Source organism: Pseudomonas sp. 6D_7.1_Bac1 (assembly GCF_025465945.1).
Classification (GTDB): Bacteria; Pseudomonadota; Gammaproteobacteria; order Pseudomonadales; family Pseudomonadaceae; genus Aquipseudomonas.
Map to the genome: position 1 here is coordinate 1 of NZ_JANLNW010000060.1, position 25,307 is coordinate 25,307.

The window sequence follows — 25,307 nt, forward strand, 5'->3', positions numbered from 1 at the left end:
GTTGACTGACAACCCCACCGCGCGAGCAGGCTCGCTCCCACATGGAATACGGCATCAGACACCTGGCGCTGCCGTCAAGGCTTACGCTTACGCGGCCCGGTATTGAACACCGGCACTTTTCGCACAGGCTTGATCGAAGGTTCCGGCGCCGAAGCATCACCGCTCTCCACCCACTTGCCCAGGTTGCGTTTGCCGCCACCGGAGACTTTTGGCTTCTTCGGCTTTTTCGGCTTCTTGACCACTTGGCCGCTGGCGTCGGTGTCCGGCACGCGGTGTTCCGGTTCGAAATCCTGTTCCATATGGCGGGTCAAGGTCTGACGCGTCAGCATCTCGATGGCCGACAGCTGATTCACCTCATCGGCACACACCAGCGAAATCGCCTCGCCGGTCGCGCCCGCACGGCCGGTACGACCGATACGGTGGATGTAGTCCTCGGCGACAATCGGCAGGTCGAAGTTCACCACCAGCGGCAAATCTTCGATATCCAGACCACGGGCGGCGACGTCGGTGGCCACCAGAATCTGCACTTCACTGGCCTTGAAGCGGTCCAGTGCGCGCTGACGCGTGGCTTGTGGTTTGTCGCCGTGGATGCCGTCGGCATTTACGCTCAGGCCCTGGAGCTTTTCCACCAACTGGTCAACGCCGTTGCGGGTCTTGGCGAACACCAGCACCTGCTTCCAGCGATTCTTGCGCAGCAAGTGAATGAACAGCTCGGCCTTGCGCTTCTTGTCGACCGTGACCACCCATTGCTTGACCGTATTGGCCGCAACGTTACGCGGGCTGACTTCGATGCTCAGCGGATCATTGAGCATTTGCCCGGCCAACTCGCGAATCGCATCGGAAAAGGTCGCGGAGAACAGCAGTGTCTGACGTTTTTTCGGCAGTGCCTTGTAGATGTTCGCCAGTTCTTCGGAGAAACCCAGATCGAGCATGCGATCGGCCTCGTCCAGCACCAGGGTTTGCAACTGGTTGAACTTCAGCGCGTTCTGGCGGAACAGATCCAGCAGACGACCGGGCGTAGCCACCAGCAGGTCGACGCCTTTACGCAGCTTCATCATTTGCGGGTTGATGCTGACGCCGCCGTACACCGCATAGGTGCTCAGCGGCAGGTGTTCAGCGTACTGACGCACGCTTTCATGAACCTGCTCGGCCAGTTCACGGGTCGGCACCAGGATCAGCGCACGCACCGAGTTACTGGTGACTTTCGGCCCTTCCATGGCCAGCAACTGCAACAGCGGCACAGCGAAACCTGCGGTCTTGCCGGTGCCGGTCTGGGCCGCAGCCATCAGATCGCGACCGGCCAGCACCGCCGGAATGGCTTGCGTCTGCACTGGGGTTGGGGTCTGGTAACCGAGCGTCTCAAGGGCGCGCAGCAAGGGTTCGATCAGGCCAAGAGTGGCGAAAGTCATGGGAATACCGTAGGAAAATCAGCGCGAGTGTGCAATGGCGCGCAGTTTACCCTAATTCACACGGGATTCTGTCAGCACCACGGCGGCAGGCCGCTCAGGAGCACGTCGCCACTGCGGCAAGCCGATCAACACCACGGCGCTGATGATCACCGCCATCGCCACCGCCTCTTCGATGCCGATGCTTTCGCCGGCAAAAACGATCCCCAGCAACACCGCCACCGCCGGGTTGACGTAGGCATAACTGGTGGCCGCTGCCGGGCGCACGTGCTTGAGCAGGTACATGTAGGCGTTGAAAGCAATGATCGACCCGAAGACGGTCAGGTACACCAGTGCTGCCCAGCCTTCCAGCGGCGGCAGGCGGTCCAGGTGTTCTCCCTTGAGCGCGCTGCCGATCAACAGCACCACGCCACCGACCAGCATTTGCGCCGCGCTGGACATCGCGCCCTGAGGCAATGGCAAATGCTTGCTCCACACCGAACCAAACGCCCAGGCTGCCGCCGCACCAATCAGCAGTGCAGCCCCCAAAGGGCTCGATTGCAGATTGGAGCCCAGATTGAGCATGGCGATACCGATCAGCCCCAGCACAATCCCCGCCCATTCCAGACGGGTATTACGCGCGCCCCAGAAATACCCGCAGAGCAAGGTAAACAACGGCACTGTCGCCACCGCCAATGCCGCGACGCCGGAGGCTACGCCCGTGTGCTCGGCCATGCTGACCGCGCCGTTGCCAAAACTGAGCAACAACATCCCGATTAACCCCGCCGCCTTCCACTGCGGCCACGTCGGCGCTGGCACACCGCGCCAGCGCAGGAAGGCGTACATCAGCGTCCCGCCGACAATAAAACGAATGCCGCCGAGCATCAGTGGCGGCCAGTACTGCACGCCGATGCGAATCACCAGATAGGTCGACCCCCAGATCACGTACAACGCGAAAAAGGCACCCATCAGCGGTAACGGGAAACGGCGCAGGCCAGGCATGGGACGCTCGAAGGCAGGACAAGGAGAGCGTTATTTTAGAAAGCCGACAGACGAAACTTAAGTTACAAAACCTGTTTATAAGGCCGGTACACTTTTCAAAGCACCTTTGAGAAACGCATGCCGTTGGGATAACTGCGCCACTGTGGGAGCGAGCCTGCTCGCGATGACGCCGGCACGCTCACCCCACAAGTGACTGACAGACCGCTATCGCGAGCAGGCTCGCTCCCACATGGAGGTGGTGCTGCGGTCAGAACCCGCGATGGCGCTTGAGGTGTTCGTTGATCTTCGCCGCCGGCACCTTCTGCAAGCTGCACAGCAGATCATGGGACAACTCGCGCAAGCCGTATTTGTGCCGCAGTTCCTGTGCCAGATGGGCGGTGAGGTTGGCGGCCATTTCGGCGTCGGCCATGGCCCGGTGAGCCTGGCCGGTATGGGGCAATTGAGCGAAGGTGGTGAGGGTGCCGAGTTTGTGGTTCGGTGCGGCCGGCATCAGGCGGCGGGCGAGTAACAGCGAGCAGGCAAAGTTCTGCAAGCGTGTGCGTTTGATCCGCCCCAACTCGTAGTCCCAGAACTTCTGGTCGAACGCAGCGTTGTGGGCCAGCAGTGGCGTGATGCCGACGAACTCGTTGACCTCGTTCATCACCTGCTCGGCCGAGGGTGCGGTGCGCAACATGGCGTTGCTGATGCCGGTCAGTTGCTCGATGAACGCTGGCACTCGCACACCGGCATTCATCAGGCTTTGGTAACGCTCGACGATGCGCCCCTGTTCAAGAATCACCACGGCAATTTCAGTGGCCCGGCAGCTGCTGCTCGGGGAGATTCCGGTGGTTTCAAAGTCGATGACGGCTATGCGTTCCAAACCTGTTCCTTGGGTAAATTGTTCAGTTTTTAAGCAGCAATGCGCCTTCGATCGGCACGTAACGACTGGCAGCGCGAATCAGCGAGTTGGCGGTGAGCCCCGGCACGCCATAGGCAACCGCTTCAACGCCGTGCTTGCTGATGATCCGCTCCAGCAGCATGTCGAAATCACCGTCACCCGAGGCCAGCACCACTTCGTCGACGTGATCGGCGGCGTCCATGATGTCAAGGGTGATGCCCACGTCCCAGTCGCCCTTGGCCGAACCATCGCTGCGCTGGATGTAGGGCTTGAGCTTCACGATGAAACCGAGGTTGCGCAGGATCTGCTGGAATTGCTGCTGCTTGCTGTCGCCGCGATCGATGGCGTAGGCATAGGCCTCGACGATCTGCCCACGCTGACTGATGTCAGCCCACAGGGCGGCGTAGTTGAAATGACAACCGTAGGCCTGGCGCACGGTGTAATAGAGGTTTTGGACATCGGCGAACACTGCGATCTTCTTCACCGCAAATCCTCATGGCGCACACAAGCGCAGGCGATTGATCAGACCCAAGATCTGAAAAGTCGCCCAGTATGCCAGCCAGAAGGAATTTTCCGCGAATAATCAGTCCGGGGCGCTATAAGGCCCCGGACGAATGGCGTATCAGACGAAGGAATCGTCGTCATCACCGCCGCCGAAGAATGAGCTGTCGTCGCTGTCGCCGCCCTGGTCGCTGTTGCTCCAGGAATCATTGTTGGCCATGCGCTGGTCGTCATTGCCCCAGCCATTGCCGGAATCACTGGCCGGTGCCGGCTCTTCCTTGATGACTTCAACGATTTGCTGCGGCTGCTGATTGCTGTGGAACAGGCTGCTGATACCTTCTGCCAGCATCACGCCACCCGCCACGCCGGCTGCGGTTTTCAAGGCACCACCGAGGAAGCTGCTGCCCGCTGCCGGAGCCGGAGCCGGTTGCTGCGGGGCATAGCCTTGTTGCGGGGCACCAAAGTTCTGCTGTGGCGCACCATAGTTTTGTGGTGGTGGGGCAGAAGGCCGCGCCGGTTCACGCCAGCCGCCGCTCGATGCCGGTGCGCTTTGGGTCGGTGCAGGCTGCGGATCACGGGAACCACCGAAGATGCTCGACAGGAAACCACCGCCACTGCTGCTCGACGCCGGTGCGGCGGCCTGAGCCTTGGCTTGTTGCAATTCGGCTTGCAGTTGCTGGATTTGCTGGGTGAGCTGTTTGTTCTGCTCGTCGAGGCTCTTGATTGCTGCCTCTTGCACCAGAATCGCCTGAGTCATGAAATAGCCCGCCGCAGGCTGGCGGTTCAAATGTTCCTTGATCCGCGCTTCGGCCAAGGCATCGCGCGGGGCTGAATCCGTCTCGGCCTGTTGCAGCCGGGAAAACAGTCCATCGATCAGGGTTTGTTCTTCGCTGTTCATGGCGACCTCATAGATTGCCGGAAATCATTGTCCTTTTCCCTTATGGAGAAGGTGCTCACTAGTTATGGGGCTGTTACCGGTTGTTTCAATAGCCTTTACCGAACGTTTACGTTTGCTCGACTGCCGGTTGCATCGGTTACAGTGTCTACATACTTTGTAACCTGCGATAGCGACCGATGAATCCGTTAGACGTACTCCGCGACTCCCTGTATTTCTTCCAGCGCAACCTGGGCCGCATCGTGCCGCTGTGTCTGCCATTGGTGGTGCTCGAAGCCCTGCTTCAGCAACTGGTCGACCACTCCCAGGGGCCGGAGGCATTTCCCGGCTATAGCGTGATCGTCGGGCTACTGGTCTACCCCTTGTACACCGCCGCGCTGATCCTGTTTCTCGATGCCCGCAGCCGTGGCGAATCGCCGCGCACGCTGGACCTGTTGTCGGCGTCTGTCAGCCTGTGGCCGCGCTTCGCCCTGCTGACGGCGCTCAATACATTGCTGATTCTGGTGGGTTTGTCGCTGTATTTCCTGCCAGGCATCTGGCTGATGGTGATGCTCGCCTTTGCCGAGTACCTGTTGGTGCTGCGCAATATGCAACCGCTACAGGCCATCAGGGAAAGCATGCGCCTGGCCCGTGGCAACTTCCTGCGCATTCTGTTCTGCATTTTCTGTGTGATGGGCCCGTTGTGGGTGCTCAAGGGCGCGAGCATGGCCATCTACCCGGAGCCGCAGAACCCGGCACTGACGCTGATCATCGAAAGTGTTCACAGTTTTCTGCAATTGTTCACCAGCGTGGTGCTGTTTCGCCTGTTCATGTTGATCAGCGAGGCGCCTGACAGACCCGAAGGAAGCGCCTGACAGCTCTACCCTTGGGGTCTGGGCCTCGGTTATGCTCGGGCTCAACTTTGTAACGCCAAGCCGAGCCATGACCCGTCTACTGCGCTACACCCTGCTGGGCCTGCTGATGCTCATCGGCCTGCTGTCTGCCTTGCTCTATAGCCTGACCTGGCGCCCCGATGCCAAAGAGACGCTGGCGGTCAGTTGCACCAGCGTGGCCCCCACGCTGGTGCCGGGTCAGGCGTTGAAGGTGATGACCTGGAACGTTCAGTACCTGGCAGGCAAACGCTATGTGTTCTGGAATGACCTGGCCCAAGGCACCGACGAAAGCCCGACCCCGGAAGACATGGCCTTCAGCCTCGACGAAGTGGCGCGGGTGATCCGCGATGAACAGCCGGACCTGGTCCTGCTGCAAGAACTGGATGATGACGCCAAGGCCAGCGACTATCAGAATCAGCTCAAACTGCTCCAGGAACGCCTGGCCGACCTCTACCCTTGCAGCACACACGCCTTCGACTGGAAGGCCGACTTCGTTCCCAACCCGCATATTTTCGGCAGCGTCGGCCGGCAATTGGCGACCTTGAGCCGCTACCAGATCGAACACGCCGAACGCCTGCAACTGCCCGAAGCACCGATCAACTTCATCAGCCGCCAGTACCAGCCGAAAAATGCCCTGCTGGTGAGTTACTTGCCGCTGCGCGACGGCGGGCAAATGGCGGTGCTCAATACTCACCTCGATCGGGCCGTGCAGCCGGACGAAACCGTGCAAGCCAAGGTGACGGCGGTTGCCAAAGTGCTCGACACATACGAAGGCCACGGTACGCCGTGGCTGATCGGCGGCGACTTCAACCTGTTACCGCTGGGCCAGTATCAGCGCCTCGCGCCCGAGCAGCGCACACCCTACTCCGCCGACAGCGCGCTGCATGTGCTGTGGGACAAGTACCCGATGATCCCGACCAACAACGAGGCCAGCGGCATTGATCGGGACCAGTGGTTGACCCACTACCCCAATGACCCCGCCCTCAACGGCCCGGATCGCACCGTCGACTACCTGTTCTACAGCCCGCGGATCAAACGGGTCGAAGCACAGGTGCGACAGGAGGATACGTTGCGCATCTCCGACCATTTGCCGGTGATTGCACGGTTTCTGCTGCCCGCCGCCCCGTAACACTGATCGTTCTCACGCTCCGTGCAGGAATGCATCAAATTCAGGCTTTGGGTCGCTAGATCTTACCTCTGCGCGGCATTAATCCGGGGGCGAGCACTGCACCTTGTGACGGATTGTTAAGTCAAATTGAATACTTTGCAGTTATGCCAACCCATCAGCTTTAAAAAAGAAAACCTCTGCGGCTAAAAACACAAGAGAAGCAGAGTGATGCAAGTTACCCACCGTAACTGAGGCGCCCCCACCTTCAACGCTGACATTGGATGCTCGATGTAGCGGCTCCGACTTTAAGGTTTTTCAGGGCCGAACTGGGGCATCATAAAGCCCATGGATTATATTTATTGCAGCTGCAAACTTCGCTAAACCGCGCTTAGGCAACGCCCCCCGCTATCGGACTGACAGTATGGGATAACATACTGCTGCCTTAAGATCTATATAGGCCATCTCACTTCACAACTGCACTTTTAATCCTTTCAGTCTCGGATAGCCAGACAGGAATATGAAATCATACCCTTGTTGATTGTCGACACACAGTAAAGCATGATCGAGTTACTGTAATGCACAAGCAAGCATTGAATACTGATTGTTTGTACGTGCCATGAATTGGTTACACAGAGCCCCGCCAATCGCGACCTTTAGGTAACTACTGGTTTGTTTGTTAGCGGCTTGGCCATGCAGCCTTCACATCTGACACTGCCTCATCGGTCCGCGCTTGCCGGGCTTCAATAATGGAAGATTAATCACGTTAAGCGCCCGATCATTGACGGTCTTATAACTGCCATCACGTGAGTTCACGTGTTGCACCTCGTAATTAATATAACTTTTCTCAGGAGACATATGATGCCTAGCAACAGCTATCAATCGTTACTTGCATCTGCGCAAGCAACATTTAAAGAGATGAGCCGAACAAAAAAAGTACAGACACTGATCGATGAAATTAAAAGTAACTACCGGGATAACGGTAAAAAGTGGACCCCCGAGGCACTTGGCAAGCAACGGCTGTTGGAAGACACGCTGGAGAAAGATGCTTACCAGCGTTACAGCAACGACACTCCAATCGGTGTCAGCGGCCTCGACGAAAATGAACAACGGGAGTTTGTTGCCTATATCAAGGCGCTGGCTGCTCGCGTTGAGACCGTCGACATCCTGGTGCAAGGCAGTGAGAAAGTTGCATTATCGTCGCAACCCGATAGCGTTCTGGAGGGAGCCGAAGCATTTCGAGTACTGCCCAAGGACTTCGCGCAGCGGCACGGTGCTCGCGCCAAGGTTGGAGCGCGGTTGACCATCAACGTCGATAAGGCGCACTTCAATCAGTTGGCCCAGGCGTTGACCCAATTGTTCAGTGACGACAATCGAGGCTGGCTTGATCAGGCCAAGATCATCGGGCCGAAAAAGCTTGGCAGTCTTACCGACCAGGCCGTGATCTACCTTTCCAGCGCTGGAGTGGAATATGCCCAGGCTATCAATAAAAAACTCAGCGAGCTGCTACCGGCGACAGCCTTTGTTGAGCATACCCCGAGCGGCATGTACCGAGTGGGCAAAGGCATTGCCTACTCTGAGACAGCCGAGGGTGAATCGAGCAGTCACGGCCAGTCCAGGGCAAAATTGATTGCGGCAGCGGGTGCTCAGTCCTTGCTCACCGATACCCCTATCGAGAAGACCTTGCCGAGAGTCTTGCAGACACGCGGGTACGATGTACGTAATCCGGCCCTGCTCGCTCAAGCAGTGCTAGACCGCAAACTCAAGGGCGGGCTGGTTCCTATGAGCGGCGGGGCTGAACCCCGCGAAGGCAGCGTCGACATCCAGCAGTTTATTACTGATCCTGTACTGTTCGCCAAATCCCATACGATCAGCGCTGAGGCACTGGCCAAGTCAGGGCGCCTGCCGGCAGAGGGGCATGCACAACTGGTGAACGTCACGCCAGGCGTGTACGAGGTCGAATACATCGACCAATCTGACCACCGTGACAGCGTGCAGGCGTATTTCCTCGGCTACAACGGCTCCAACCAGGCTAATGCGTCACCCGCCTATGTGGATATTCCCAAGCGGGCAGCCCCCAGCGCCTTCCTATTCACGGGAACGTTGTCGGGGTGCTCGCTGGTAGTGACCACACTCGACGCCAATACCTACCGGGTGTACCACGATGGTCGAGTCAACAGCTCGTTACTTTATGACCGCGTGGTAATGGCCGTTGACTATAAGGATTATCAAATCCCCGGCACTGCTGAAGGCCTCGCAGCGGCATACATGCAGTACATCAATGGCGAATGGCAATTGGTGTTTCAGAAGCAGGAGTACCAACGAGAGGCTCAGATGCTATGGCCAAAGTTACGCAATGGTGAGGAACCGATCTCGATCCAGGTCGCGGGTGATCAAGTGGTGGAGCAAAACCAAACCGAATTTGCCACCTACCGCGAACAGGTTCACCAACAACTGAAGAAGGTTGCGGCCCAGTTCCGAGTGTCCGTCGAAGGGATCACCGACGGTGTTTACACAACGGGGGAGTTTTCTCCTCATCACCCCGCGATTGCCGAGTGGACTAAACTGCGTGATCAGGTTCATGCCAAGATCAACACCGACATCCAGCAGTTGGTAGACAAGCGATCCCAGCTTCATGAGACGCGACGGAATTCAACCCAAACCACCTTGATCGACCAACAGATCAAGCAGGTCAACCTCACTCTGGATTACTACAAGGCGCAGTACGACGCAGTGTTGCGTGAAGCCAGCTCCGTGGAAAAGACCTGGCTCTGGCAACAGATCAAGGCCAAAAACGGTACGGGCGCCGTGGTGCGGATTGACGATGCATCGATTCAGGATGGGGGGGAGGAACGCACTAGCAGCCTGGCCGAACATTACGCGATCACTGAAGCTTACCAGCGTGGAGCTCTAGGTTCAGCGTTCGTCGAAGGCTTGCGCAACTTCCACGAGACCACTATCCCTGGGGTAGACGACAAGACGTCGGTTCTGGAGATGAAACGTTTGGTTCTTGAGGGGCAACTGACCCCCACGCAGAAGGGGGCATTGAGTGGGCGCATTACTGAAGTGAGCCAAGCGGAGTACATCGACAAGGTCTTGGCGCAGGCAGCCGTATTCAGCGAGGACTTTCAGGGCGCCGGCAGTACGTTCAGCCGTCTGGTGCCGCAGGACTTTTATCTGTCGCTGGTCGGCGACAAATCCGGTGGCCGTTGCTACCCCTTGGTCCGGGCGATGGCAGTGGCACTCGCCAGTGGTGGCGAGGAAGGTATTGATAGCCTGGTTGAAAAATTGTTCCTGGCCGCCGCTGATCCAGAAGCCGGTAGCTCCACGCTGCTCAAAAATAGTCTGATCACGTTGCACTCCAACGTGGATGCCGTTCAGGCGTCAACGGCGCGGGGCCGGGTCAAACTGCGTGATGTTGTGTCCCGGCTGGCCGCATCAACCCAGACTTCGATGTTCGCGCTTAATACTCAAGGGCACTCGATGATGGTGGGAAGCACCGTTGGAGCCGAAGGACGTCGTTACTATTTCTATGACCCGAATGTGGGGATTTTTGCCTTCGAAGATACGAATAGTCTGTCCAAGGCGATGACGCAGCACTTGGTAGACCGCAAACTGGCGGCTCATTACGGCTCGTTGGGCAGCGCGTCGTCACCGATTTTCAATCTGGTTGAAATCGATACTGACAAGATGGCCGCGGTTCCCTTGAACCGCCGCCTGAGCGTGGCCGATCTGAGCCGTCCCGGTGAGTTGGTCAATGTGATCGAAACACAACACCAGGTTGAGCGTACGGTCAATGCGCAAGAGCGGGTAGGCGCGGACTCTCTGTTACGCGCCTCATTGGCGACTTTCGATGCCGAGCAGTGGGGCGTCAAGTATCACGAGGCCAGTACCCGGCTTGCCCTGGAGGCGGGTCTGGATTACCGCTGGATGCCGGTGATTGCCAATACCCAAAAGCAAGGTGAGGGGCGCTACGAGGTACAGTTCATCAACCGTGAGCAGCCCGAGGAAACTCGCTGGCTGACCACTCACGACGCCATCTTTGTCGAGTTCCGCGACTTTGTCGATGAGCACACCTCGGCCATGGGCGAACACTATACGCTCGATCGCGGCCAGATTCGGCCTAAGGCTGGAGCCGGCGAAGCGGCGCCAGTTGACGGTTTGAACTCCGGGTTTGCGGTGCAGGCGCTGATCCGTTGGTTTACCGATAAGAGTCGTCAAGACGCGGCCAGCGGCATTACGTCGCCTGAGTTGGCGATCGCCTTGAAGGTCCACAGCTATCTGAATCTCGCTCAGATGGTTCATGGCGGCGTACAGGACGTGACCAAGATCATCGCGCTAGTCCGTACAGCGTTACGCGGCGAAGTGGTGGCTGCTGAAACCTCGCTAAAGGACTTTGTCTCATCCTTGGGCCACACCGTCAACGAAGGCGTAGGCGTGGCGTTTGGCGGCGCCTTCGTCGTACTGGACGCCTACGAGCTGGCGTATGCCGAGAATGAAGGCCAGAAGGCTATCTACGGGACCCAGTTGGCGTTCGACTCGGCCAGTTTCGTCTCGAGTGCTGCGGGGATTGGTGCCGGGCTGCTCGGTGCCTCGACTGCCGGGGCGGTGCTTGGTGGGGCTGGGGTGATCTTGGGTGGGCTCGCGGTGGGCTTTACTGGATTGGCGCAAGCGTTTGCTCCGGTGGCGGAGGACATCAAGGCAGTGGGCCGTTACTTTGATGCAGTTGACGCCGCGTACAAAGGCAATGGCTACCGTTACGACGACAAGCAACAGGTGCTGGCGCCCCTTGCTGGGGCGGTGATCAAGACCCTTAACCTGCTCCAGGGTCAGGTCGAATTCGACAGCCAGTACATCTATCGCACTCATCACGGTAAAACTGGGTCGGGGAAAATCAACTACTTCTTCTGGGGCGGTGACTTTCCGACCATTGTTCGTGACCGCAGCCAGGCGATCGAGGTGCGTAGTGGAATTGGTTACGGGAGCCAGCATGGGCTCTCTCACAGCGACAGCAAGGTGGTCATTCTACCGGGCACAGTCAAATCCTATATCAGCTATGGATACATTCATTTCCCTGGCGCAACCACTCGTCACGATTCTGGCTTCGATGTCATCCGCAGGCTTGAGCAGGACTACCGGTTCGACTACGACTTCTACATTTTTCCATCTGAATATACGGTCAGCAGGATTCATCAAGAGTACGTCGCGACCCCGATCGACGTGGTGCTCGATCAGCGCAACCGACACCTGTTGGTGCCCGAGCTACCCAAGGAGCTGCACGGCTACCTGCACTACGAGATAAAGGGTGGGGGGGGAGAGTATTTAATCGCGCTCAACGAAGGTGCCACTGTCAAATTGACCAGCGCTAGCGCAAGCGTGCCGTCACGCTGGATCATTGACAGCAATCAGCTCGATAGTGACCACATCACCGTCTCGAAGAGTCGACTGGTGGTCGGCGGCGTAGTTGTTGACCTCGATTCGCCCCAGAGCGAACGCGTACTGGTGATTAGCCACAAGGGCGAGGTACGTGAAGTCGATTTCGCCCGCCTGACCACTCAGGTCGTGGGCGAAGACGCCAGCAAGTGGAAGGTTCCTGGCCAGCCAATTGAGCAATATCTGCGTGAACTTGCCCAGAAGCATCAACTGAATGGGCAATATGTGGTGGTTGAGAACTACAACCATGGCGGACGCAATGTTGGGCGAGGGTTCTACGATGTGGCCAAGGACCGGATGCTGTTTACTGACACCGTCCAAGAACAGGCCAAGCAAGGTAATCTGGGGGCGGTGATTGGCGACCATGCCTATTTCTATGACGCCGAGAACGCGGCTGTGTGGCGGGTCACGATTGCCAACGGACAGGTCAACGCGCAGTTCGATCCATGGTTCAGTCAAAGTGCGGGCAAGATCAGCCGGCTATGGCAGGAGGGCGATGCAGTCCACCTGGTTCGCAATCATCTGCTCAAGGATGGTAGTGAGGCCGAGCTGAGCTATCGGATCTCAGGCGATCAAATGGAACTGGTCAGTGCTGTGGGTGATGATGCCTTGTTGCGGCTCTCGGCGCGTACTGACCAACACGGCGATGCGGTCAAAGACTTGCTCAAAGGCTACGAGAGCAATAGCACGCCGCGCGCGACCCCGGCCTATGTGCTGCGCGCTCCTTTGGTTAAACCTATCAATGCGGCGCTGGTGACAGTGTTTGGCAAAGATGCGGCCGGCGTAGCGCACCGCTACTGGATTCGCACCAGCGATGGCATGGTGATCAAACCGAATCTGGCGCCACCAAAGGACCAGACACTGCGCTTCCAAGCGCATGAGCAGACCCGTAGCGCCTGGCCGATCCCGGCTGACCTGATGTTGGCTGGCAGCATGCATCGCTCAAATGCAAAGGAGGTGTTCTTCTTCTACAGCAAAGAGCAAAACGTCCTATTTCGTCAGGAAGGGGCCGGTCAAGCGGTACTCGATGCCAACCGGCCCAGTGCATTGCGGATAACCGCCCCGCCCCTGGCCAGTGTGGTTGATGTGAACGGCAACCTGATCGCCATTACCGAAGATGGGCGCGTGGCCCAACTTGATGTTCTGGGGCGGCTCAACTACGAAGCCGTCAACGAACATTGGCTCAAGGGACGTACAACTTGGTGGAAAGACCTCGAGGCTGTTAATGGCAAGGGCGCCACCCTAGCCGTGTTCGGGATCAAAGGCACTGACGGCAAGAGTGTGCTGCCAGTGTGGTACCACAACGGTCAGGTGGTGGTAGCTTCGGCGGCGCTGCAGAACAAGTCGCTGCAATTCCTGGAATTCGAAGCGGATGGCTCCGCCGCACGGCTCTTCGAGCCCCAGAGCGGTAAGCTGTATCGCCAGCCGGCCATGGCCCCGGATGCACTGACCGCCGCGTTTGGCGCCGATCAGGTGCTTAAACCGTCGGCGCAGCGTCCTGTTGCCAGTGAGTTGGCGCCTGAGCTGCACCTCAGGGCGGCGGAGCAAGTCGATACCGGAATGCGGCTGACCACAGTCAAGGGCGAGATTTTGCTGCGCGCCAACAGCGGCGAGCTTCAGCTGGTTGCGGTCGACAATGAATGGCAGAAGGATAACCTCAGCAATCTGCCACAAGCACTTGCCAAAGTAGCCTCTCAGTGGCGGGCCAAAGGGGTGCTGACCTTGCAAGGCAAGCTCGCACAAGGCTGGTTCGATGTCGCCAGTGGCCAGGTGTTCTGGAGTGGCGGTGTTCCTGCTGCGGACAATCTGCGCTTCCTGGGGATCGCCCCAGGGGAAAAGGCGGCCTACGTGTATAACCCAACGGTTCAGACACTGTATCGGGTCAAGGATAGCGGCAGCGAAATGCTGAGCCATTTCACCAATGCCGGGCGCTTTGGTACGTCTCTACTGCTCCAAGGCGGGGGCAGCAAGGACGATCTGACAGCACCGATCATTGCCGGTGTCGACAAAGTGGTGTTGCATGGCGGCGGCGCTGATGATACCTACCGCCTCAGCAAGGCAATGTGGCGGCATTACCCAACCGTCGTCATTGACAACGAGGATCCGGGTCAAGCCTTGGATCGCCTGATCATGGCGGTGGCCAATCCGGAGCAAATCCTCGTCAGCCGCCACGATGACGACCTACTGCTGAGCGATTCCGACACTGGAACGGTCTTGGTGGTGCGCAGGGTATTCAGTAGCTCGTCCGCGGCGCATCGGCATCTGCAAATCGAGCTAGAGGGCACTTCGTTGGCGGTCAGCGTTGACCAGCTAGTCAAGGTCTTTGCTGCCGTGGGGACCCACAAGGACGTGCTGTTCGCGCTATCGTGGGCCATTAAATCGCCGCCCCCGGCGACTTGAGTGTAGGGCTGCAGCCTGGCGTAGTTGAGGGACGCGCGCACTTGCCGCAAAGTCGTCGATCCGCCCAGGCCGGGCTGGTGCCTACGCTGTATTGAGATCGCAGGACAATTAGCTGGAGGGGTGCAATGCCCCTTCTGCTTTTTTGTGCGCTTTCGGTTTTTTTGTGGAAGCTGTCCAGCTCATGAACAACCCAACGGATTCGCAACGGCGACCGCTCATGGTTTTTTGATGCCATATGACTGGTTAACACTCGGTGTAATCGAGCTCATCTGTGCACCATAGGCATTGCGCAGCATCTGACGCTGCCCAGTCTGAGCATTTATTCAAAGCGCAGGTCAGGTACCCCTGGGTTTTGCCCGAGCAGTGGCCTCTGCTACCAAGGGATCATCCGGCCAGTAATGCTTTGGGTATCTCCCCTTAAGGTCTTTCTTCACATCGCTATAGGTCGTACGCCAGAAATTGGCTAAATCCTGGGTAACCTGCACAGGCCTCCGAGCCGGTGACAGTAAGTGCAGCTTGAGCACTTGCTTGCCATTGGCAATACGCGGGGTATCGGACAGACCGAACAGCTCCTGCAGCCTGACCGCCAAGACTGGCGGCTGCTCGCTATAATCGATTCGGATGTTCGAGCCGGAAGGCACAGTGATTGTCTGCGGTGCTTGCGAATCCAGTTGCTGTGGAAGCGGCCACGGCAGGAGGTTGCGCAAAATCGCAGGCAAGTCGAGTTGCCCGAAATGGCTCAGGCGGGAGACCTTCGCAACGTAGGGAGTAAGCCACTCTTCTAAGGTCGCCATGAGCATCTGATCACTAAGGTCAGGCCATTCACTCTCTCCGCCCCTATCGAGATCCAGTTTTCGCAGAAGCCCAACGCGTGCCTGCCACTGACGTAGCTCCGGGGTCCACGGCAACAGCTCCAGCCCTTTGCGACGCACCAGATTGACCAACGCCTGGCTACGCGCGGCCTCATCAAGACCGGTCAGCGGCTCGCGGCTGAGCACCAGCTCGCCGACCTTGCGCTGACGCTCGGCCCGCAGCACGCCCTCACGCTCGTCCCAATCGAGTTGATCGACGCAACGCACCTGCTCCGCCAATACCGAATCGAACAGCGCCGGATCAAAATCCGCCGCCAGATAAATTCGCTCTTCGCGCTGCCCCTGACGGCTGCCCAGATCGGCGATTACCAACCAGGGTTGCTTCATCAGGCTGTCGGCTTCGGCGAACAGTGCCGCACGACCGTTGGCCAGACGATATTCAGCACCGCCGGCCCGTCGTTGCTGCGCGACGCGGTCCGGATAGGCCAGCGCCAACAGCGCACCGAGCCAGCGCGGATGCTCTGGATCGCTGACCGGTTCCTCGGCTTTGCCGCGTAGATAACCGCGATATTGCCGGGCCAGTTGCCGTGCCCGCTGCACGCCACCCTGAGCGCCGCGTGCCGCCCGTTCTTCGCCAGATAAAAGCACCAGACGACTGTGCAAGTCCGCGCCGACACCACGCAAAATGTCCCGTTCACCGAGTAACGCGGCAACGTCGCAGGCCATGTTCGCCAACCCCAGCGCCTGCCCTCGCAGTAACAAATGAGCGATACGCGGATGGGCCGGCAGTTCGGCCATGGCCTGGCCGTGACGCGTGAGTTTCCGGTCTTCAGCGGACTTGCCTGCAAGCGCACCGAGGTGCTCGAGCAAGTCCTGAGCCTGTGCATAAGCCGCCGCCGGCGGCATGTCGAGCCAGACCAACTGCCCAGGCAGAACACCCCAACGCCCGAGCTGCAAGGCCATCCCGGCGAGGTCCGCCGAGAGAATTTCCGGGCTGGCATAAGCCGCCAGTTGTTCATGCTGATCCTGCGACCACAACCGATAGCACACGCCCGGTTCCAGCCGTCCTGCCCGACCGGCACGCTGAGTGGCGCTGGCGCGGGAGATGCGCTGGGTATCGAGGCGAGTCATGCCGCTGCCGGGGTCAAAACGCGGCACTCGCGCCAGCCCAGCGTCGATGACCACGCGCACACCGTTGATGGTCAAACTGGTCTCGGCAATGTTGGTGGCCAGCACCACTTTGCGCTGGCAGGGCGGCGCCGGATCGATGGCCGCCCGTTGCGCCGCCAGATCGAGCTCGCCATGCAACGGGCAGAGCAGCACCTCAGAGCGCTCGCCCAAGGCGTCGGCCAGTTGCTGATGCACGCGACGGATTTCCGCTTGCCCGGGAAGGAACACCAGCAGGCTGCCGCTTTCATCATTCAAGGCATCGAGAATGGTCTGCACCACTCGCGGTTCAATGAACTCCCCCGGCTGAAACGCTCGACCCCAGCGCATCGTCACCGGGTACATGCGACCTTCGCTGCGCAGGATCGGCGCGTCATTCAACAAGCCGGCCAAGCGTTCGCCTTCAAGGGTCGCCGACATCAACAGGATCTTCAGCGGCTGTTCATCGCGAAACAGCTCACGGCCATTGAGGCTCAGCGCCAGCGCCAGGTCGGCATCGAGACTACGCTCGTGGTATTCGTCGAAGATCAGCAGGCCTACGCCTGCAAGCGACGGGTCCTCCTGCAAGCGGCGAGTGAGGATGCCTTCGGTGACCACTTCGATGCGGGTGTTCGGCCCGACTTTGCTGTCCAGACGAATCCGGTAGCCGACCGTTTCACCGACTTTTTCGCCCAGCTCACTGGCCAGCCGTTCGGCCGCCGCCCGCGCGGCCAACCGACGCGGTTCAAGCATGAGGATGGTTTGCCCGGCCAGCCACGGCTCATTCAACAGCGCCAATGGCACGCGGGTGGTTTTACCGGCGCCGGGTGGTGCTTCGAGCACAGCTTCGTGGCGTGTCGCCAAGGCCTCACGCAGCGCGGGTAAAACTTCATCAATTGGCAAAGAAATCATGCTGGCTCCAAAACAGATCGCCGAGTATAACGGCGAACTGCCTGGCGTTAATCACGGTCCTAATTCATACCAACGACGTTTCGTTTCATGTTTGCTCAGGAGATTTACTATGCGTGCTCCGTTTCGCCTGATTGGCGGTGTATTGGTGGCGACCCTGCTGACCCAAGTGACCGCGTGCGGTTCGATTTTCTACCCGGATCGCCGTGGCCAGATCGACGGCAAGATCGACCCGGCCATTGCCGCGCTCGATGCCGTGGGTCTGCTGTTCTATATCATCCCCGGGCTGATTGCGTTCGCCATAGACTTCACCACCGGCGCGATTTACTTCGAACCAGGAAAAACCGCACAAGTGGCGCCCGAGAAACTCCGGCAGGCCATCGGCGCCGACGGCACGGTCGATAACCACAAGTTGCAGACCATTCTCGAAAGCGAACTGGGCCGCAGCTTCCCGCTGGATGACCCGCGCCTGATCCAGCACAAGGGCAGTGCCCAGCAACTGGCCATGTTCGGTCTGCAACCCGCCGCTTGATACGACTCACCGAGGGAACGCTCCACTTATGACCAGCAGCCCGGAACACGCTCGCCTGTTACGCCTTGCCACCCGCGCCTCAGTGGCCGTGGCGAGCACCCTGATTATCGCCAAGGCCATTGCCTGGTGGCTGAGCGGATCGGTGAGCATGCTCGCCGGGCTGACGGACTCGGCACTCGACGGTGTGACGTCGCTGCTCAATCTGTTGGCGGTGCATTACGCGTTGCGCCCGGCCGATGACGATCACCGCTACGGGCACGGTAAGGCGGAATCCTTGTCGGGCATGGCCCAGGCCCTGTTCATCGCAGGCAGTGCGGTGTTGATCGCGTACCAGGCCTTTGAGCGCCTGCAACACCCGGAACCGGTAGGCGCGCCGTGGATCAGCATTGGCGTGATTATCTTTTCCCTCGTCCTGACCCTGGCCCTGCTGATGCTGCAACACCGGGTGGTCCGCGAAACCGGCTCCAACGCGGTGCGCGCCGACTCGCTGCATTACCGTTCCGACATGATGCTCAACGGCAGCATCCTGGTGGCGTTGGTACTGGCCAGTTTTGGCTGGCATCAAGTCGATGCCTGGTTCGGCCTGGGGATCGCCTTCTACATTTTGTGGAGTGCGATCCAAATCGCCCGGGAAAGTTTTGCGGTGTTGATGGATGAGGAGCTGCCGCCAGACGTCAGCCAGCACATGCTCGAACTGGCGTGCAGCGTACCTGGCGTGCTCGGCGCACACGACTTGCGCACACGGATTTCCGGCAGTCACTGGTTCGTGCAATTGCATCTGGAGTTGCCGGGGGAATTGACGCTGTCAGTGGCGCACGGCATCAGCGATCAAGCGGCGGATGCCATTCAGACCGCTTACCCGCGAGCCGAAGTGCTGGTGCACGCCGACCCGCAGGAAGTGGTGAAGGCCGCCCAGGCTCAGTAGCTGACCTGATAACCGCGCGAGCTCAGACAGTTGCCCTCGGCCTGGCGATAGGTCTGTACTACTTGTGGTGCCGGTTGATAGGTCACAGAGTGTGGATCAAAGCCACTCTGCTGGACCGCCCAACGGTAGCAGTCATAACCGTCCTGAGTGACCTGCTCGGGCGACTGCCCATTGGCCGGATAAGCCACTACGTCATAACCATTGCTGGTGGGTTGCGGCTGCGGGTTACCTACCGGAGGCTCAACCACGACGTACTCCTGAGTGCTCTCCTCATAGGTGTAGTACGCACCTGCCGCCAGAAACATCAGCGCGCCACCGATCCAGACCTCCTGAGCGTAATCGGGCAAATACCTCACACGGATCCCGCGAGGCGGTTCAACCACCACATAGCGCGGCCCTTGTGGGCGATACCAATAGCCGCCGGAGTAGAAATAATCCTGCCCACGGTACGGCACACGGTCGTGGCGCTCAGGGAAGCGGTCGATCATGTAACCCGGCCGATAGCGCGGACCATCGCCCCAGCCATTGCCATGTCCTTCCGGACGTCCCGGCCAGCGACGCTCATCCCGATGGTCATCGTGACCGCCGGCTTGCCAGTGCTGGTTGTAATCGTTGCGCCGCGGGACGTCCTGATAGTAGCCACGCTGCGGCTCCTGGGTCTGGCGAACAGTGTCCGGATGGCCCTGGATCGGCAGGTTGTTCACCGGCGCAGGTCGGCCCTGGTTCTGCCCGTTGCGCTCGAACTGCTGACTATTGTTGCCATGGATGACTTCAGTCTGCGGACGTGGCTGATTATTCTGGGGGCGTGGTTGGTTGTATTCCACGCGGGGTTGATTGTTTTGGGGGTGCTGTTGGTTGGGCTCTACGCGAGGCGGATTATTTTCGGGGCGCGGTTGATTGTTGCCCTGATGACCTTCGCCGCCATGCTCGTGCTGACCACCACCATTATTGTGTTGCTGTTGTCGTTGCTGCTCCTGAAGGTGCTCCTCTGGCCCCTGACCTTCTGCCAGCAATGGCGCGCTGACACTCACACACAACATACCAACACCTGCCATACGCCAGATGCGCGACTTCATGCTATTCCTCACTGCGGTGGTGACCTATACGTAAGACTGGAAAAGCACAGGCCGGTTCAGCAACAGGTTATCAGTCACGAGACTTATTTTGCAGGCAATAAAAGGCGTTTCGCAGGCAATAAAAAAGGGAGACCCGTCGGCCTCCCTTTGAGAACTTAGTCCGTGCTCGACGCTTTTGACGCCGGCTCACCTCACTCCGTCTTCTGGACAGTGTGTAGCCCGGGGGCCAACTCAACCCCTGTGGGAGTGGTGGCCGCGGCTGGCCTGATTCGGCGGGCCGCTGTGGACTGTTTGTCCGGGCAGTGATTCTGGTGATAAGAATAGGCTTGAGGCGGCGACAGAGGATTGCGAAGATTGCTCAAATAAACATGACTTGCGCAATTTTTCATCGCAGATAGATAATCCACCGCAATAGTTAAGACAAAGGCCTGATTCATGAGCAAACTCGACCGATACGACTTGAGCATTTTGGCGGAATTGCAGCGCGACGCACGCATCTCCAATCAGGAGCTGGCCGAACGCATCGGCCTGTCGCCATCGCCTTGTTCGCGGCGGGTCAAACAGCTTGAAGACGACGGCTACATCACCCGCCAGGTAGCCCTGCTCGACCGCAAGATGCTCGGCCTGAGCCTGACCGCCTACGTGTTGATCGGCATGGACCGCCACACGCCCGAGCGTTTCGAAAACTTCGAAGCCGCCATCCGCACCTTGCCGCAAGTGCTCGAATGCAGCCTGGTAACCGGAATGGACGCCGACTATCAACTCAAGGTGGTGGTGCCGGACATGGATCACTATCAAAAACTGTTGCTCGGCCACCTGACCCGCATCGAAGGCGTGACCAGCGTGCGCTCAAGCTTCGTGCTGAATCAGGTACTCAACAGCACCGAGTTGCCGCTGACTCACCTGCGCAGCTAAGTACGCCATCGCGAGCAGGCGAACGTCGCCCGGCTCTTCCCACATTGGATCTTCAGTGAACACATTATTTGTGAACACCCTAGATTAACTGTGGGAGCGAGCCTGCTCGCGATGGGGCTGGCACAGGCGACGAACAACTGCGGCAGACCGACGCACGTCAATGCGCCGCCAATCCCCCTTGGCGTATACTCTTCAGGCCTTTTTTGCCCCGCACGCGCTGGAGATAGTCGATGGATCCTGCAGTATTTGAAGAGTGGATGATGACCGGCCTGGTGACCATCCTGATCATTTTCATGGGTTTCATCGTCTGGGATCTGGCGAAAAAATCCAAGGCCGGACGCTTCGGCTCGTTCATCCTGTTCTTTGTGCTGGGCTTGGGCGTGGCTGCGTTCATCATCAAAAGTGTGGTCATCGGCCTGATCGAATCCGGCGCTCTATAAGCGCGCTGGCACTTCTTTCCACTGGCCCTGATCAAGTCCTTCGATCGTCCAGTCACCGATTCGCACCCGCACCAGACGCAGCGTCGGCAAGCCCACCGCAGCGGTCATGCGCCGCACCTGACGGTTGCGCCCTTCGCGAATCACCAATTCCAGCCAACTGGTCGGCACGCTTTTTCGAAAGCGCACGGGCGGGTTGCGCGGCCATAGCTCAGGTTCTTCCAGCTGCCGTGCCTGCGCCGGCAAGGTCATGCCGTCATTCAACTCGACGCCCTCGCGCAAACGCTGCAATTGCTCGGCGCTCGGCTCGCCTTCCACCTGCACCCAATAGGTCTTGGTCAACTTGTGTTTCGGGTCGGCGATGCGCGCCTGAAGCTGGCCGTCGTTGGTCAGCAACAGCAAGCCTTCGCTGTCACGGTCCAGCCGTCCTGCCGGGTAGATCCCCGGAATCTCGATAAAGTCCTTGAGCGTCGCCCGCCCTTCACCGTCGCTGAACTGCGTCAGCACATCGAAGGGTTTATTGAACAGAATCAGTTTCGGCTCGGCCGGCGGCGCTTTGGCAACACGTCGCGGAGCTGAAGAGGATTGTGCGGGCGCAACACCTGGGCGGCGGGAAGCGGGACGAGGAGGACGCGACATGGCAAAAATAACATCTAACGGTCAGGGCTGGTAATGCTAGTGCCCTGACCATCAAATGACCATCGCGAATCAGCGGAACGGCGGTTCGTCGAAGCTGCGCAGTTTGCGCGAGTGCAACGAGTTGAGTTCGGTGCGCAACAGGTCCACCGCCGCGATACCGATCTTCAAGTGCTGGCTGACCGCACGTTCGTAGAAGGCGTTGGCCGAACCCGGCAGCTTGATTTCGCTGTGCAGCGGCTTGTCCGACACACACAGCAAGGTGCCGTACGGCACGCGCAAACGGTAGCCTTGCGCGGCAATGGTGCCACTTTCCATGTCCACGGCAACCGCCCGCGACAAGTTGATTAACGGACGCTCCTGCGCCCAGCGCAGTTCCCAGTTACGGTCGTCATAGGTCAGCACAGTACCGGTACGCAGGCGCTTTTTCAGGTCATCGCCCTTTTCACCGGTGACGTTGGCGGCCGCCTGCTGCAAGGCCATCTGCACTTCGGCCAGGGCCGGAATCGGAATGTTCGGCGGCACCACCCGGTCGAGAATCCCGTCGCGGCGCATGTAAGCGTGAGCCAGCACGTAGTCGCCGATGGTCTGCGACTGCCGCAGACCACCGCAATGACCGATCATCAACCAGCAATGCGGGCGCAACACGGCCAAGTGGTCGGTGATGTTTTTGGCGTTGGACGGGCCGACACCAATGTTCACCAGGGTCACGCCGTGGCCGTCAGACGCCTGAAGGTGATAGGCCGGCATCTGATAACGGTGCCAGACCACGCCCGCCGCAATGGCCGACGCTTCGCCGTGATCCATGCTCTTTTCAATGATCACGTTGCCTGGCAAGACCATGCGCACGAAGCGCGGATCGGTGCGCAGTTGCTCCAGGCCATGGGTGATGAACTGGTCCACGTAACGGTGATAGTTGGTCAGCAGAATCCACGGTTGCACATGGCGCCAGTCGCTGCCGGTGTAGTGCACCAGACGACGCAGGGAGAAATCCACCCGCGCGGCGTCGAACAATGCCAATGGCAGCGGATCAGTGTTTTCCCAATCGTACAAACCATCGGCAATGCCATCGGTGGCGGCCGACAAATCGGTACTCGGGAACACCCGCGCCAGCACCGCAGCGGTCACGCCGGAGCCGGCCAGTTCGTCGCCCTGCTCGACCACGTACGGGTACGGAATATTTTGTTCGCTGACACCCACTTCCACCGTTACGGTGAAGTCGTGCATCAGCGGCACCAGTTGCTCCAGCAAATACTTACGGAATGCCGCCGGATGGGTCACGGTGACGCTGTAGGTCCCCGGCAACTGAACCTTGGCGTAAGCGCGGGTGGTCTGTGGGACTTCGCCTTGGCAAAGGTAGGTCAGACGTAATTCTGGATAACGAAACATCGCACGCTGTTCAGCGTCGGGCTCGATGCGGTCTTTCAAGTAGCGCTTGAGTGCCTGACTCAACGCAGTGGTGGCCCGCTCGTGCAGAGCGGCCAACCGATCCACGGCTTGTTCGGCGGTTTGAACGACAATAAAGGCTTCGGTCACGATCAGCTTCCTGTGTTCTGACTTGCAGACCTTCATCTTGCCTGTATCGCCGCCTCACGGGAACAGCAACGTGTTGGCTATACATCAATCGCGACGTACAGAAATACCCTGTGGGAGCGAGCCTGCTCGCGATAGCGGTGTAACAGCCCGCATCAATGTTGAATGTTAATCCGTCATCGCGAGCAGGCTCGCTCCCACAGGGGTTGATGGTGGTTAAAAACCTTGAGGTGTGGACCGTGCGACTATCGCTTCCACATCCAACCCGCGCGGCAAGGTGCCATAAACCCGACCGGCCGTTCCCAACCGGCTGGCGATGAAGGCATCGCTGACAGCGGCGTTGCCTGCTTCCAGCAACAGCTTGGCCTGCAAGCCCAAAGCAATGTCTTCGGTCAGTTGCCGGGCGCGGTATTGAATATCGTCGGTGTCCTTGAACGCCGCGTGCAACTGGTTGATGTGCGCGGCCAGGCGCTTGTCGCCATGACCATCACCCAGTTCACTGAACAGTACTTCGAGCACACCCGGCTCTTTCGACAGTGCGCGCAACACGTCAAGGCACTGAACGTTGCCGGAACCTTCCCACGTCGAGTTCACCGGCGCCTCACGGTACAGGCGCGGCAGGATGCTGTCTTCGACATAACCTGCGCCGCCCATGCATTCGGCGGCTTCGTTGATCATGGCTGGCGCACGTTTGCAGATCCAGTATTTGCCCACAGCCGTCACCAGTCGGGCGAATTTGGCTTCCCGGGAATCATCGAGGTGATCCAGCGCCCGGCCCATGCGCAGGCTCAAGGCCAGCGCGGCTTCGCTTTCCAGCGCCAGATCGGCGAGCACGTTTTGCATCAGCGGCTGCTCGCTGAGCAATTTGCCGCCAACCTTGCGGTGAGCGCAGTGATGGCTGGCCTGGGTCAATGCCTGACGCATCAGGGCACTGGAACCGACCATGCAATCGAAACGGGTCATGGCCACCATTTCGATGATGGTCGGTACGCCGCGCCCTTCCTCGCCGATCATCCACGCCAACGCGCCACGGAACTCGACTTCGCTGGAGGCATTGGAGCAATTGCCGAGTTTGTTTTTCAGCCGCTGGATGTAGAACTGGTTGCGTGTGTCATCCGGACGATGGCGTGGCAGCAGGAAACAGGTCAGGCCCTTGTCGGTTTGTGCCAGGGTCAGGAAGGCGTCGCACATCGGTGCCGAACAGAACCACTTGTGCCCCACCAGCTCATAGGCCTGGCCCGGTCCCGCAGCACCGACCGGATAGGCCTTGGTGGTGTTGGCCCGAACGTCGGTGCCGCCCTGCTTCTCGGTCATCGCCATGCCGATGGTGACACCCGCCTTGTGGGCCATGCCGACATTACGCGGGTCATATTCAGTGGCGAGGATTTTCGGCAGCCACTGCTTCGCAATGTCCGGTTGCAGGCGCAACGCCGGGACGCTGGCGAAGGTCATGGTCAGCGGGCAGCCACTGCCGGCTTCAGCCTGGCTGTGCAGGTAGCTCATGGCCGCACGGGCAACGTGAGCGCCGGACTGCGGGTCGGTCCAGGGCAAGGAGGTCAAACCGTGCTCGACCGCCGTGCGCATCAGCTCATGATAGGCCGGGTGAAATTCCACCAGATCGATGCGGTGGCCGTAGCGATCATGGCTGGCGAACACCGGCTTGTTCTGGTTGGCCAGAAACCCGGCCTCCATCAACGGACCACCGGCCAAAGCGCCATACGCATCGATCCGCGCGTCAGCCCAACCCGCCCCGAAACGCCGCGCCCACTCTTGCAACGGCAGATCGATGCGATAGAGGTTGGTCCCGTCCAGCGACGGCGGCTGATTGGTGACTTCGTGGGTTTCGGCGAACTGATGCAGGTTCATGGCGGGGCCTCCTTGGGTCAGCTAAGACCTTCAGTTAAGCACCGCTACCC

17 protein-coding genes are annotated in these 25,307 nt (G+C 59.2%); 7 read left to right on the top strand and 10 right to left on the bottom strand.

Annotated elements, in window-relative coordinates:
• Window positions 1–74: 74 nt before the first annotated feature.
• The 5 genes from NTD87_RS16230 to NTD87_RS16250 all read right to left on the bottom strand — a co-directional run bounded on the left by NTD87_RS16230 (window position 75) and on the right by NTD87_RS16250 (window position 4,663).
• Complete coding sequence (locus NTD87_RS16230; protein ID WP_262115031.1) at window positions 75–1,409, bottom strand: DEAD/DEAH box helicase; 1,335 nt, start codon at window positions 1,407–1,409, stop codon at window positions 75–77.
• Window positions 1,410–1,460: 51 nt separating this feature from the next.
• Window positions 1,461–2,387: a drug/metabolite exporter YedA gene (gene yedA / locus NTD87_RS16235; RefSeq protein WP_262115033.1), complete on the bottom strand. Its 927-nt coding sequence runs from the start codon at window positions 2,385–2,387 to the stop codon at window positions 1,461–1,463.
• Between the two features lie 247 nt (window positions 2,388–2,634).
• Window positions 2,635–3,246: a PolC-type DNA polymerase III gene (locus tag NTD87_RS16240; protein WP_262115034.1), complete on the bottom strand. Its 612-nt coding sequence runs from the start codon at window positions 3,244–3,246 to the stop codon at window positions 2,635–2,637.
• Window positions 3,247–3,268: 22 nt separating this feature from the next.
• Window positions 3,269–3,748, bottom strand: a complete 480-nt coding sequence (locus tag NTD87_RS16245; RefSeq protein WP_262115035.1) for an NYN domain-containing protein — start codon at window positions 3,746–3,748, stop codon at window positions 3,269–3,271.
• Window positions 3,749–3,886: 138 nt separating this feature from the next.
• Window positions 3,887–4,663, bottom strand: coding sequence for a DUF2076 domain-containing protein (locus NTD87_RS16250; RefSeq protein ID WP_262115037.1), 777 nt, complete (start codon window positions 4,661–4,663; stop codon window positions 3,887–3,889).
• Window positions 4,664–4,839: 176 nt separating this feature from the next.
• Between NTD87_RS16250 and NTD87_RS16255 the strand changes: the two genes are divergently transcribed.
• The 3 genes from NTD87_RS16255 to NTD87_RS16265 all read left to right on the top strand — a co-directional run bounded on the left by NTD87_RS16255 (window position 4,840) and on the right by NTD87_RS16265 (window position 14,470).
• Window positions 4,840–5,514: a YciC family protein gene (locus NTD87_RS16255; protein WP_262115039.1), complete on the top strand. Its 675-nt coding sequence runs from the start codon at window positions 4,840–4,842 to the stop codon at window positions 5,512–5,514.
• Between the two features lie 67 nt (window positions 5,515–5,581).
• Complete coding sequence (locus NTD87_RS16260; protein ID WP_262115040.1) at window positions 5,582–6,661, top strand: endonuclease/exonuclease/phosphatase family protein; 1,080 nt, start codon at window positions 5,582–5,584, stop codon at window positions 6,659–6,661.
• An 837-nt stretch (window positions 6,662–7,498) separates the two neighbouring features.
• The gene (locus tag NTD87_RS16265) at window positions 7,499–14,470 is read left to right on the top strand and encodes a TcdA/TcdB pore-forming domain-containing protein (RefSeq protein ID WP_262115041.1); all 6,972 of its coding nucleotides are present in this window, start codon (window positions 7,499–7,501) and stop codon (window positions 14,468–14,470) included.
• 335 nt (window positions 14,471–14,805) lie between these two features.
• Here the strand turns inward: NTD87_RS16265 and hrpB are convergent, their stop codons facing one another.
• The gene (gene hrpB / locus NTD87_RS16270; RefSeq protein ID WP_262115042.1) at window positions 14,806–17,340 is read right to left on the bottom strand and encodes an ATP-dependent helicase HrpB; all 2,535 of its coding nucleotides are present in this window, start codon (window positions 17,338–17,340) and stop codon (window positions 14,806–14,808) included.
• A gap of 109 nt (window positions 17,341–17,449) precedes the next feature.
• On the opposite strand from hrpB, the gene NTD87_RS16275 reads away from it, so the two are divergent.
• Both NTD87_RS16275 and NTD87_RS16280 read left to right on the top strand, forming a co-directional pair.
• On the top strand, window positions 17,450–17,869 hold the full coding sequence (locus NTD87_RS16275; RefSeq protein WP_262115043.1) for a polyribonucleotide nucleotidyltransferase: 420 nt from the start codon (window positions 17,450–17,452) through the stop codon (window positions 17,867–17,869).
• 28 nt (window positions 17,870–17,897) lie between these two features.
• Window positions 17,898–18,794 (top strand): cation diffusion facilitator family transporter, encoded by an 897-nt coding sequence (locus tag NTD87_RS16280; protein WP_262115044.1) that lies wholly within the window; start codon window positions 17,898–17,900, stop codon window positions 18,792–18,794.
• Here NTD87_RS16280 and NTD87_RS16285 read toward each other — a convergent pair.
• Window positions 18,788–19,870 carry a DUF6515 family protein gene (locus NTD87_RS16285; RefSeq protein WP_262115045.1) on the bottom strand — a complete coding sequence of 361 codons (1,083 nt, stop codon included), beginning with the start codon at window positions 19,868–19,870 and terminating at the stop codon, window positions 18,788–18,790. The two genes, NTD87_RS16280 and NTD87_RS16285, sit on opposite strands and share 7 nt — an antisense overlap.
• A 435-nt stretch (window positions 19,871–20,305) precedes the next feature.
• Here NTD87_RS16285 and NTD87_RS16290 point away from each other — a divergent pair, with 435 nt between their 5' ends.
• Both NTD87_RS16290 and NTD87_RS16295 read left to right on the top strand, forming a co-directional pair.
• Window positions 20,306–20,785, top strand: a complete 480-nt coding sequence (locus tag NTD87_RS16290) for an Lrp/AsnC family transcriptional regulator (RefSeq protein ID WP_007894448.1) — start codon at window positions 20,306–20,308, stop codon at window positions 20,783–20,785.
• Window positions 20,786–21,015: 230 nt separating this feature from the next.
• Complete coding sequence (locus tag NTD87_RS16295) at window positions 21,016–21,225, top strand: DUF2788 domain-containing protein (protein WP_007975837.1); 210 nt, start codon at window positions 21,016–21,018, stop codon at window positions 21,223–21,225.
• Here NTD87_RS16295 and NTD87_RS16300 read toward each other — a convergent pair.
• The 3 genes from NTD87_RS16300 to NTD87_RS16310 form a co-directional block, all read right to left on the bottom strand.
• Window positions 21,220–21,861 carry a pseudouridine synthase gene (locus tag NTD87_RS16300; RefSeq protein ID WP_262115047.1) on the bottom strand — a complete coding sequence of 214 codons (642 nt, stop codon included), beginning with the start codon at window positions 21,859–21,861 and terminating at the stop codon, window positions 21,220–21,222. The genes NTD87_RS16295 and NTD87_RS16300 overlap by 6 nt on opposite strands.
• 69 nt (window positions 21,862–21,930) lie before the next feature.
• Window positions 21,931–23,430: an AMP nucleosidase gene (amn, locus tag NTD87_RS16305; protein WP_262115048.1), complete on the bottom strand. Its 1,500-nt coding sequence runs from the start codon at window positions 23,428–23,430 to the stop codon at window positions 21,931–21,933.
• Window positions 23,431–23,607: 177 nt separating this feature from the next.
• A complete protein-coding gene (locus NTD87_RS16310; RefSeq protein ID WP_262115049.1) occupies window positions 23,608–25,257 on the bottom strand; it encodes an acyl-CoA dehydrogenase family protein in 1,650 nt (549 codons plus the stop codon).
• Window positions 25,258–25,307: the final 50 nt, after the last annotated feature.